Consider the following 12,368-nt stretch of genomic DNA (forward strand, 5'->3'; position numbering starts at 1 on the left):
TTATTTATATTGCCTCCCGGACTCGTTTTATGGGGAGGTTTTTTTGTAGAAAAAATCGCCCCACCTTATAATTTTACTTAAAAGGTGTCGCGATACGGTTTGCAATCGGGGAATAGGATGACCTATTTTATTTAATGATATTTAGGTATTTTCTTAAAATACCTAATTTTTTTGCAGTGTATGGATATTTTTTAAATTTCATATAAATATCTCTTTTAACTTTTAAATAAGCTGTTTTAAAACTAAATAATTCAACAGATGCTCATCCATGATATTTACCATAACCACTATTTTTATATCCTCCAAAGGCTAGTTTAGAATCTGCAACCAAATCAATTGTGGCGTTAATCATTAAATTACCACTATTGAGAGTTTTTACTCTTTGAAAATCTATTTTATTTTCACTAAATAAGTAAATTATCAACGGATTAGGATTTGATGAGATTATTTTAGATATATCCTCTCAATTTTTATATGTTTTAGTATATACAACCGGACCCATAATTTCTTTTTGTTCGAAATTAGAATTAAGATGTTCTTTGTTTAGATAGCATAAAGATATTTTTTGTTTTAAAGGATCGTTGCTTATGTTTGAGGTGTCTTTATCAATTTCTTTAACTAAATTATCAAATGTTTGGATATTAATTATTTTTGAGATATTCGAATCTAAATGCATAATATCTAGCTTGTTATTTTTTATTTCTTTTTGAATAATTTTGTCAAATGCATCTTTTACACTTTCATGCACAATTAAATAATCCGGTGCCACACATGTTTGTCCGCTGTTTAGAATTTTTCCATAAAGAATTTGTTCAGCAGCTAGCTTTAAATTAGCGCTTTCAGTTACAATCACAGGAGATTTTCCTCCTAATTCTAAACAATAAGGAATTTTTAATTCATACGCTTTGGTTCTTATTTTTTCTCCAGTTAGTTCCCCACCGGTGAAGAAAATAAAATCTCATTTTTTATAGTCTAAAATTTCTTCAATAGTTTTTAAAGTTAAAACTTCTACATTATCAAAAGGTTTTAAGATTTTAGAAATTACTTCATTAGTATTTGGAGTAAATGGATGTAAAGACATTGAGATTTTATTTCCCATCGCAAATGCTCCAATAAAAGGATTTAAAGCTAAATTAAATGGATAATTTCAAGTACTAAAAATCAAAACCTCTCCGTGTGGTTTGTAAAAATGACCTTTATGAGAAAGCAAGTTGTTTGAAAGTGTTTTTAAAGATCTCATTTTGGTGATTTTTCTAGAGTTTTTGATAAAAAATTTAAGTTCTTTATACACTGGGTAAAGTTCGCTAATTAATGTTTCGTGTTCACTCTTGTTCAAATCTTTTTTTAACGCTTCAATTAAATCTGATTCAAAATAAATTATTTGAGTTCTTAATTTAAGAAGTTGTTTTTTTAAAATATTTGTCATATTTATCCTTTAAATATCTTTTAAATAAATTAATTTGATTTAATAGTTTGTCAATAAAAATATTGACTCAAAATAAAGCTAAAATTCAAAACGAAACATAAACTAAACTTCAACCTACTGAAATATTGTAATTTAACAACGCAATAGGATTTAAAGATAAATTCGATGCTTCATTAGCAGTGTTTGAATATAAAGCATGTCTTGCTATTTGTAAAATATGTGTTGTTGGAATAATTGAACAAAAGCTTTTTAGCCACTCTGGATAGTACGATAAAGGAATAAAACTTCCTATAAAGTATCCACCAAACATAATCAAAATAACATTAACTCCTTGGGAAACATTCAAAGATCTAAGTCTTGAAAGTAAAATCGGAAAAAACAATGATGATAAAACAGCTCCCAAAAGAATTAAAAAGAAAATTGAAATCATACTTTTTAAATTAATTACATTAATGATTTGGTATGTAAATAATTCATTTAAAGGTTCGTTTGAAGTTTCTGAATATATGTTTTCTACTATTTTTAGTATCTCATTTGCTGAGGAACCATATTGAGAATTTAATTCAGGTTTTTCTTTGATATATGAAACAAGTGAAGATATTTGATCAAAAGTATCAGCAGCAATGCTTTTTAAAATTAATTGTGAATTGAAACTTCTGATTTGGTTAACTTTAAAAGCAATTATAAAAATTATAAATATAATAAATACAATAAATGTGGTGATAAAGTTAATTACAAAATTAAATAAAAAGTAACTGTATCGTATTTTTCAATGCTTTATAGGAGTTATTTTTATATCATTAACAACTTTATTAGCATTGTCTTGAATTTGTATTACTGTTAAAGTAGCTCCGTTAATAATTGTGATTAAAAAAATCAATCCTGTTCCTATTTGAAAATTATCTCTGGCCAACAATGATTTACTTCCTCTTTCTAAAGAAACTAAATTAAAAACTAGCAATAAAATAACAAAAATTAAGATAGGAGCAAAAATGCTAAAGAAAAATCTAAATTTTTGATTTCACAAAGACAAAAATTGTCTTCTAAACAAAATATATGTGCTCATTTAAACTCCTAATTTTTTGTAATTGATAAAAACACATCATCCATATCACCTTTGATAATTTCAATATCACTCATCATTTCAGGGTGTTCTAAAATGTAATCTTTGATTTGTTTTGTGTTCTTAAAATTAATTAAATAACAATTATTTTCAAATTCAAATTCTTTGCCAGTATTCAAAATATATTCTTCTAAAGCTTTGTTTTTACGTGAATAAATTTTTAATGTTGAATTAGTGAATTTATTTTTTAAATCAGCAACAGTGCCTTCGGCTACAATAACCCCTTTATCTAAGACAATTACATTGTTGCAATTTGCTGCCTCTTCCATGTAATGGGTAGTTAAAATAATGGTTAAATCTTTTTCCTTACGATACTGATTGAGAATTTTTCAGACTAATTTTCTTGAATTTGGGTCTAAACCTGTTGTTGGTTCATCTAAAAATAAAATACTTGGTGAGTGCACTAAAGCTCTAGCTATGTCTACTCTTCTTTTTTGTCCGCCAGAAAGGGTTTTATACATTTTATCTTGAAAATCTTGAAGATTAAATAGTTGGATTATTTCACTAACTTTTTGTTTGATTTGTTGTTTTGAATCCTTCAAATATAAGGTTGCTTTTTGATACAAAATTTCCTTCGGAGATAAATAAGGATCTAAAATCGATTCTTGAAATACCACACCTATTTCATTTCTGATATATTCTCCATAATGACTAATATTTTTGTCATTAATCAAAACTTCACCGGAATCATATTTTAAAAGACCTAAAATAATGTTTAAAGTTGTGGTTTTTCCTGCTCCGTTTACACCTAAAAATCCAAACAACTCTCCTTTTTGTACTGAAAAACTTAATTCGTTTAAAGCTTTATATTTACCAAATGATTTTGTTAACTTATTTATTTTTAAGATAGTGTTTTTTGTATTTTGTTCCATGATATTTAAATTATTATAAATAATAATTTACAAAAATTCATTAAAAACAAGTAATTCACAAGTTATTAACATGCTTTTTCTTTATTATGAATAAAATGCTTTTATTCACATTTTTTAGTATTAAAGGTTGTGATTAAATATGTGGATAACTTTTAATATTTGTGATAGTTCACACATCTTTATTTAAAGATTATAAAAACTACTAAAATTTTTATTATGAAAGAAGATATTAAAGAACAATTAAACAGAGATGTTGTTGAATTAAGGGTTCTAACAGACCAATTTAAAGAAAATCTTTCAAAAAAGACCGATAACATCTGATATACCATTTTCTTTGCAAAAATGCAAGTGGTAAAATGTTCTAAGAATCATGTTATTTTTAGTAACACAGAGATAAATCAACAATACTTAGATATATATAAAAATGAATATGTTTCTCAAATAGACTCTGCTGTAAAAGATATTTTAGGTGAAGATTTCGTTTGAGATTTTATTGCTACAGATCTAATAGAGCACAAAAAAAACATTCAAGAAGCTAAAGTTAGCCAAAAGAAAATTAAAGAAGTAATTAAATTACAAATTCAAAACGAAGAAATAAACACAAATTTTACTTTTGATAATTATGTTCAAAGTGATTTTAACAAAGAAGCAGTAAGAATTTTTAAAAGTGTGGTTACTGATAATCCTGGAGTTAACATTTTGTATTTATCAGGTAAATCAGGATTGGGTAAAACACATTTAATTTCAGCTTTAATTAATGAATTTAAAAACGTTCGTAAATCAACAACTTCCATTTATATTAGTCCTTTTAATTTTTCTACTTATATTTCCAATTTAATCAAAGAAAATGATCCAGATAAAATTTCAAAAATTCTTAAATATTACTCAAATGTAGATTTAATTGTTTTTGATGATTTCCAAATCTTTGCAGAAGGTAAAAAAACAGCTACAAAAAATTTCTTGTTTAACATTATAGATAAGCGAATGTTGTTAAACAAATTAACTGTATTTGCATCAGAATTTGAAATTAAAGATATTGTTCATCTGTTTGAGGATCGTTTGATTACTCGTTTGAGGTCGGGAATTCAAACTAAAATTCAAAAACCAACTAAAGATGATTTTAAAAAGGTCTTTGTTGAAATTTTAGAAAAAGAAGAAGAATTAAAAATTGATTTGTTTGATGAGAAAAGTGTTGATTTTATTATTAAAGGTCACTCAAATTCAATTAGAGATTTAACCGGGGCTATAAGTAAGCTTAAGTTTTATAAAAAAGAAATTCTCAATTCAGATTATGTTTTTAATGTTGTTAAAAATGCATTTAAAGATTTTGTAACACCAAATAAAAAAATAACCTCAGAGGAAATAATAGAAAGGGTTGCTAAGTATTATAAAATTTCTCCGAACGAGTTAACTTCTAAGAGTCGTAAAAGTGAAATTGTCATTGCCAGACATATGGTTATTAATCTAATGAAAATAATGCTAGATTACTCATCTACTAAAATAGGTCAAATTCTTAAAAAAGATCATTCAACTATTTTAAATGCTATTAAAAAATTTGAAACTCAATCCAATGATATTTCTTCAATTAAAAAGGCTTTCGAAACTATAAAAGCAGATATTGAAAATAATTAAAAGTTATTCACAATTAAAAAAAACTTAAAAAACACTAAATTTAATGGTTTTTATTATAAAAAACAATGTTTTTAGTATTTATTCACATATTCACAAAATATATTATTAATATTCTTTAAAGAGAGGGTTTGTATGAAATTTACAATTCAAAAAAATAAAATAGAATCGGTTGTCGAATTTTTAAGTTCTTATATTGATTCGGCTGATTCCTTTATGCCTTTTAGATGCTTGTATTTTAAAATCAATTCTGATTATTTAACAATAACAGCGCAATCAGCTACTATATCAGCTAAAAAGCAGCTTAAAGTTGACGAAGATATAATCAGACTTGAAGAGGTTGGGAAAACTTTAATAAATGCTTCGATATTAAAAAATATAATTAAAAAATTTAACAATTATGTTACTTTTAAATCAAATGAAAATACAATTGATATTTATGAAGGAACAACTAAATTTACTCTAACCAAAATTGATTCGAATCAATATCCACAAATTGATTTTAACGATCAAGAAAATAGAACTGAAGTTGATGCTCATAACTTAGAAAAAGTAATTAATAATGCTTCAATTGCTGCTAGTGTTTCAAATGATAAACTCAATGCATTAGTTTATAAATGCATCAATGTAAGTAGCGATGGAGACAGCAATATTCGTTTTGTATCAACTGATTCTTATAGATTAAGCACTGAAAGTATCAAGGTTTCTAAACCAGTAGAACTAAATTTAACAATCGATGCTAAAAATCTGAAAAAAATTGTTACAAAAGATGCTGATAAAAAAGTATTTATGTTTTTTAATTCATCTAAATTCGGAATTTCTTACACTGATACCATTGTTCAAACATTAACTACAAATTTAAATTATTTAGATGTTTGAAACTTATTTACTTTTGATGTATCTCGAACAATCAAAATTGAACGTCAAGAATTTTTAAAACTTATCAACAAAGCACTATTTTACTCATCGGAAAAATCAAGAAGACTTCAGTTTACTTTTAGCTCAAACGAAGCTAAAGTAATTTACGAAGTACCTGAAATTGGTATTGGTGAAGCACAAACTTCAAATTACACCTTAGAAGGTCCGGAACTTGAAATTGATTTGGATTTTCAATACATTAAAGATGCAATTTCGGTATTAGATAATGGTTTAATTAATATTTACATTAGTAAAAGAGAAGATAGACTATTGCTTATTTCTGAAAATAATCAGTTTAATAAACAATTAGTAACCCCTCTAAGAAGAATATAAGGAGAAATATGGTAGTTAAAATAAAAGGTGATTCAATTAAACTAAGTCAATTTCTTAAAAAAATTGACGAAACTCAATCAGGAGGACAGTCTAAATTTTTTATTAAAAATAATTCAATAAAAATCAACGGTGAAGCTCCTCAAGGAAGAAGTTCGAAAATAAAACCTGGAGATATTGTTTGAGTTAATGACACTTTAATTAAAGTTGTATCAGAAGAATAATTTTCTTCTGATTTTTTTATTTATGCAAATTTATATTAAATATATTTAATATAATTAAAATTAATAATTATGAACAATCAAATAATTCAAGGAAGCTTTGTAAAAATTTTAAAAGGAGGGAAAGAGTACAATTGAGCTCTTTTGATGTTTAAACCTCAAGATGGTTCAAAAACATTTGTAGTTTACGCACGAAATAATGTTCCTAATTTGTTTGTTCAATACGAAATTACATTAAGCACAAATTCAAAATCTTACGATAATAAAATATTAAATTCCTACATTCCGATAATAGCGTCTAAGGAAATTAATTGGGAAGAGTATTTTGCAAAACACATTCCTTTAATTGGTAAAACAACAGCTAAAAAAATTAATGATTTATATGGTAGTGATATTTTTTTACTAATTAAAGAATTAGATGAACATCATGAAGAACTACTAGAAGTTTTAAGTGAAAAGCAAATTAAAAGTTTTGTTGATTATTATTCAAAAAACTCACATGTAGTGGATTCTTTAATGGTGAATAATTCCGAAAATGATATTAAGTTTTTTTACGCAAATAATTTACAAAGTTTTTATGAAAAATTAGTTAGTTTAATAAAAAACAAAGAACCTTTGATTGAGAAATTTGCACTAACATCCCCATATAGCCTCTATTTTGATTATGGATTAGAATTAAATGATGTTGACAAATTTGCTCTTGCGTTAGATGTACATTATCAAAATAACAAAAATGAATTTAGTAACGATCGTTTTGAAGCTTATGTGGATTCTCTTTTAAAAGAAAAAGAAAATAATAATTCAACTTTGATTTTAATAAATGAGGTTGCAAGTGATGTTGCTAAAATTTTAGATTTTCCAAAATCAGACATTATTGAGCGTTTTAAATTTTTAATTGCTCATCAAAAGTTAAGACTCCGTCAAATTAATTCAACTAACTATTTAACTCGTAATGAAACATTTTTAAAAGAACAATTAATTATCAAAACACTCCAAAAAATAAAAGAAAAAAAACCCACAGAACTAACCTTTACTGCTAATGAAGAGTTTGAAAAATTAAGCAATGAGCAAAAAGAAGCATTCTATCATTTCTTAAATGAAAATATATCAGTGGTATCTGGAGGTCCTGGTACTGGAAAGAGTCACCTTATTCATTTTATTAATCAAACACTAATTCAAAATGGTTATGAAAATTTAAATGATTATTTTATTGTAGCCCCTACTGGTAGAGCGGCTACAAATGTGTCAATAAAAATTAAAGAACAATGTAAAACGATTCATAGTATGTTAAAAATCGACCGCAACGAAAGAGATGTTGATGAAGAAACATTACGAGATTTAAAAAACACAAAAATAATTGTTATTGATGAGTTTTCGATGGTGAATGTCAATATTTTTGCCAAACTTCTTTATGCATGTCCAAATTTAGAGAAATTGGTTTTAATTGGTGATGTTGAGCAATTACCAGCAATAGGTCCAGGGAATTTATTAGAAGAAATTATTAAATTCAATTTAGCTAAAACTACATTTTTAGAAAAAAACTTTAGAAGTGAATATAAAGAAATTGTTGAACATTTTAATGCTATTAAACATAATCAAATTCCAGTATTTAAGAAAAATATTGTTGACTTAATTCAATACGATTCAAATATTTTTACTGATAAAGTAGTAGATTTATTTGTTGAGCAAACAAAAGACTTTTCACTGGATAATGTTATTTTACTCACACCTTCGTATAAAGGAAATGCAGGAATTATTAATTTAAATAATAAGATTCAACAAAAAATAAATCCCAATTCTCAAATTGTTTACACTTTAAAAAAATTCAAAGAAGAAATTAACTTTAAACTAAATGATCGTGTTATTCAGTTAGAAAATAGAGTGTCTGATGATGTTTATAATGGTGATATTGGATATATAAAAAAAGTTGAAAAAGATAAAGAAAACAAACACAATCTAATTTGTGTAGAATTCAAGCGTGATAATGCAATAATTGAAATTAAATATACTGAAAATGAATTCAGAGAACAAGTTAATCTTGCTTATGGAATTACAGTTCATAAATTTCAAGGTTCAGAAATTGATAGTGTCTTGTTTGTTATTAACCCACAATATCAGTTTATGACAACAAAAAAATTAGTATACACTGCCACATCTAGAGCCATTAAACATCTAACGATAACAACAACTAATGATTGTGATTACTTTGATTTATTGATTAAAAATTCAATAACAAAAGAACGAATACTTACTAATTTTGAATATATTTTAAAAGGAGAATAATGAAACTAATTGTTGGTTTAGGAAATCCAGGTAATGAATATAAATACACTAGACACAATGCTGGTTTTTTAGTTATTGATCGTATTTGTGAAAAACTAAAAGTTTCTTTAAATAAAAGTAAATACAATGGTGAATTTGTCAAAATTGATGATATTATCATTGCTAAACCGCTTACTTATATGAATAATTCCGGAACATTTGTTCAACAACTAGCTAATTTTTACCAAGTTAAGTTTGATGATATTTTAGTAATCCATGATGAAAAAGATTTTCCTTTAGGGAAATCTAGTATCAAAATAGGAGGAAGTGGCGGAAGTCATAACGGAGTATTAAGTATAATTGAAAAAATCGGATCTACTGATTTTAAAAGAATGAAAATAGGAATTAACACTCCACACCAAGGTGCTTTAAAAGATTTTGTTTTAGGTCGTTTTAGTGAAGAAGAATACTATATTTTAGATAATGTTATTGAAGTAGCTTCTGAAGCATGTATTTCATACATGCACAATGATATTCATGCGATTATGAATAAATTTAATCAAAAGAAAAATGTGATCAAAAAATAAGAAATATTTACTTGCTATTTCAGGTGGTCCTGATAGCATGTTTTTACTTAATAAGTACAAAAACAAACGAATAATAGTTGCTTTTGTAAATTATAATCAGAGAAACAATTCTTTTATTGATCAAGAAATTGTTGAAAGATTTTGTTTAAAACATAACATTTCTCTAAAAAAATTAATCTTAAAAAAAGAAGATTTTAAAGGAGGAAACTTCCAAAACTGGGCTAGAAGTGTAAGATACGATTTTTTCTTTAAGGCAGCTAAAGAAAACCAAATTCAAACAATAATAACCGCTCATCATAAAGATGATTTCTTAGAAACTTGTTTTATGCAAGAAAGAAAAAATAAGGTTGTTAATTATTGAGGAATAAAAAAAATAAATACCATTAATGGTTTTACAATATTAAGACCACTACTACATAGGTATTTCAAAAATAAAATACTATCTTTTAACAAAAAACACAATATTGATTTTGCACTTGATTACACTAACGAACAGACAAAATATCAAAGAAATTCAATAAGAAAAATTCTTATTAACAAAACAAAAATTTACAAAGAGATTTTATTTTGAAAATATCAACTAAAAAATATTTTTCTTTATTTAAAAAACAAAAAAGAAGAAAAAGAATTTTTAAAATGAGAGAAAAGTAAGTTTTCTCAAGATATATTTGAAAATTTACATTTTCAAGAAAATTTGGTTTATAGATTTGTTCATTCTTATTTTGTAGATGTTAATTTATCAAAAGACAAAATTGCTTCAATTATAAGTTTTATTAAATCTAAAAACAGAACATCTAAATATAAATTAAAAAACAACACTTTTATTGTTAAAAAAAGAGGTTTTTTAATTTCAGATTATGCCAACTAAAAGTGTCAAAAATAATTAAAAAGTTTATAATTGATATTAAATACATAAAAAAGGGGGCGTTTTGAAAAATACTAATACAAAGCGTAAGATCATAACAATTGCTTTAATTATCGTTTTATTAGCAATTGCAATTGGTCTAATTGCTTATTACATAGTTTCACTTACTTCGGCTGAAGTACCAAAAACTATTACTGATTTAAATAAATATATTCTTGATGCTAAAAAAGATACAAGCGACAATATTTATTTTGAAAGCTTAACAACAAATCCGTTTACAAACTCAATAACCGGGGTATTTGTTGAAGAAGGTAAAAAAACATCATTCATTACATATGGTAACTTGAGAGATTTAGAAGCTCTTAAAGGTTCAGTAAACGCAACATTACCAACAGAAATATTCCAAGTTGGAGAAGTTTTAAAAGGATCTTATTCAAGTGTTGCAACACCAAAACAAAATGTGTTCGTACAAATTTTAATTTCAATGATTCCATGAGTATTAATACTTATTGTTTCATTCTTTATATTTAGATCTCTTAATCGTTCAATGTCTGGACAATCTAGTGCATTTGGTGGAGATAAAAGCCCAGCACAACTTATTAAATCAGATAAAAAATTCTCTGACATTGCCGGAAATAAAGAACCAATTGAAGAGATTAAAGAAATTGTAGATTATCTAAAAAATCCTAAAAAATACGAAGAAGCCGGTGCCAGAATGCCTCGTGGTATTTTACTCGGAGGTCCTCCAGGAACTGGTAAAACATTACTTGCTAAAGCAACCGCAGGTGAAGCTTCAGTTCCATTTTACTTTGTATCAGCATCTAACTTTGTTGAGTTATTTGTTGGTATGGGGGCTAAAAGAGTTCGTCAAGTTATAGCTGAAGCTCGTAAAAATTCTCCAGCTATTATCTTTATTGATGAGCTTGATGCTATTGGTAGAACAAGAGGAAGTGGTATTGGTGGAGGACATGACGAACGTGAACAAACACTTAACCAACTTCTTGTTGAAATGGATGGAATTAAAGAAAATTCAGGATTATTGTTTGTAGCTGCAACTAATAGAACTGATATTTTAGACCCTGCTTTAACACGTCCTGGACGTTTTGACAGAATTATTACTGTCGGACTTCCTGATGTGAAAGAAAGAGAAGAGATCTTAAAATTACATGCTAAAGGAAAGAGATTTGATTCTTCAATAAACTTTGAAAAATTAGCAAGAAGAACACCTGGATTTAGTGGTGCTCAACTTGAAAATGTTATTAATGAAGCTGTGTTGCTTTCAGTTAGAGAAAACACAAATGTTATTAGTGTTGAATTAATTGATGAAGCAATTGATAGAGTTATGTCAGGACCAGCTAAAAAATCAAGAACTATCACTAAAGAAGAATTAACCCTTGTTGCTTACCATGAAGCCGGACATGCAGTTGTTGGTTTAAAAATGCCAGGTGGAAATAAAGTTCAAAAAATTACCATCATCCCTCGTGGGAATGCGGGTGGATATAACTTAATGATGCCTGAAAACGAAAAATACAATTACACCAAACAAGAATTGCTTGCAAGCATTGCAAGCTTTATGGGTGGTAGAGTAGCTGAAGAAATTAAATACGGAAGCAAAAATATCACTACAGGAGCTAGTGATGATATTAAAAAAGCTACTTCAATTGCTCGTAGAATGGTTGTTGAATTTGGTATGTCTGATTTAGGACCTATTAAATATCACGACGAGGAAGGAAATCCTTTCTTAGGAAAAACTTTAGCCAACGGTGGAGGTATTTCAAACCAAGTTAGTCATGAAATTGATTTAGAGGTAAGAAAAATAATCTTTGAAGCCAAAAATATTGCAACTAAAATTATTAACGAAAATCTTGAACTTCTTGAATTAATTAAAACATTATTACTTGAACAAGAAACTATTATTGCTGAGGAAATAGAATACATTGCTAAAAACCTTGCTTTACCTCCTAAAAAAAGCGAACAAGAAAAAAGCAATCAAAATAATATTGAATTAGATGATTTAATAGAACTAGTTGGTAATGAGGAAAATAAAGAAGCATCAAACAAATAAAAATAATAATGAGCACAGCACCATATAGGTGCTGTGTTTTACTAAAATCTAAAAAGAAGAGAATTGTACT

The 12,368-nt window shown here is 26.4% G+C and carries 10 protein-coding genes; 7 read left to right on the forward strand and 3 right to left on the reverse strand.

Features of this window, described 5'->3' with window-relative positions:
- Positions 1-127: 127 nt before the first annotated feature.
- From EXC45_RS02405 to EXC45_RS02415, 3 genes are read right to left on the reverse strand one after another with little or no spacing between them, the layout of a single operon-like run.
- Complete coding sequence (locus EXC45_RS02405; RefSeq protein ID WP_036434794.1) at positions 128-1,426, reverse strand: aldehyde dehydrogenase family protein; 1,299 nt, start codon at positions 1,424-1,426, stop codon at positions 128-130.
- Positions 1,395-2,492, reverse strand: a complete 1,098-nt coding sequence (locus EXC45_RS02410) for an ABC transporter permease (RefSeq protein ID WP_036434796.1) — start codon at positions 2,490-2,492, stop codon at positions 1,395-1,397. Before EXC45_RS02410 ends, EXC45_RS02405 begins: the two co-directional genes overlap by 32 nt.
- 8 nt (positions 2,493-2,500) lie before the next feature.
- Entirely contained in the window at positions 2,501-3,421 is a 921-nt protein-coding gene (locus EXC45_RS02415) for an ABC transporter ATP-binding protein (RefSeq protein ID WP_036434799.1), read from the reverse strand.
- 216 nt (positions 3,422-3,637) lie between these two features.
- Here EXC45_RS02415 and EXC45_RS02420 point away from each other — a divergent pair, with 216 nt between their 5' ends.
- From EXC45_RS02420 to ftsH, 7 genes are all read left to right on the forward strand, one after another.
- Positions 3,638-5,053, forward strand: a complete 1,416-nt coding sequence (locus tag EXC45_RS02420; protein WP_129693779.1) for a DnaA ATPase domain-containing protein — start codon at positions 3,638-3,640, stop codon at positions 5,051-5,053.
- Positions 5,054-5,185: 132 nt separating this feature from the next.
- On the forward strand, positions 5,186-6,301 hold the full coding sequence (locus EXC45_RS02425; RefSeq protein ID WP_036434967.1) for a DNA polymerase III subunit beta family protein: 1,116 nt from the start codon (positions 5,186-5,188) through the stop codon (positions 6,299-6,301).
- Positions 6,302-6,309: 8 nt separating this feature from the next.
- Positions 6,310-6,522, forward strand: coding sequence for an RNA-binding S4 domain-containing protein (locus EXC45_RS02430; protein WP_036434970.1), 213 nt, complete (start codon positions 6,310-6,312; stop codon positions 6,520-6,522).
- A gap of 69 nt (positions 6,523-6,591) precedes the next feature.
- A complete protein-coding gene (locus tag EXC45_RS02435) occupies positions 6,592-8,802 on the forward strand; it encodes an ATP-dependent DNA helicase (RefSeq protein WP_036434971.1) in 2,211 nt (736 codons plus the stop codon).
- Entirely contained in the window at positions 8,802-9,368 is a 567-nt protein-coding gene (gene pth, locus EXC45_RS02440) for an aminoacyl-tRNA hydrolase (protein WP_036434973.1), read from the forward strand. The genes EXC45_RS02435 and pth overlap by 1 nt, the downstream gene beginning before the upstream one ends.
- Positions 9,352-10,236 (forward strand): tRNA lysidine(34) synthetase TilS, encoded by an 885-nt coding sequence (gene tilS / locus EXC45_RS02445; RefSeq protein ID WP_036434975.1) that lies wholly within the window; start codon positions 9,352-9,354, stop codon positions 10,234-10,236. The genes pth and tilS overlap by 17 nt, the downstream gene beginning before the upstream one ends.
- Before the next feature lie 61 nt (positions 10,237-10,297).
- Complete coding sequence (ftsH, locus tag EXC45_RS02450; RefSeq protein WP_036434976.1) at positions 10,298-12,298, forward strand: ATP-dependent zinc metalloprotease FtsH; 2,001 nt, start codon at positions 10,298-10,300, stop codon at positions 12,296-12,298.
- Positions 12,299-12,368: the final 70 nt, after the last annotated feature.

The organism is Mycoplasmopsis columboralis (genome assembly GCF_900660675.1).
GTDB classification, from domain to species: domain Bacteria; phylum Bacillota_I; class Bacilli_A; order Mycoplasmatales; family Metamycoplasmataceae; genus Mycoplasmopsis; species Mycoplasmopsis columboralis.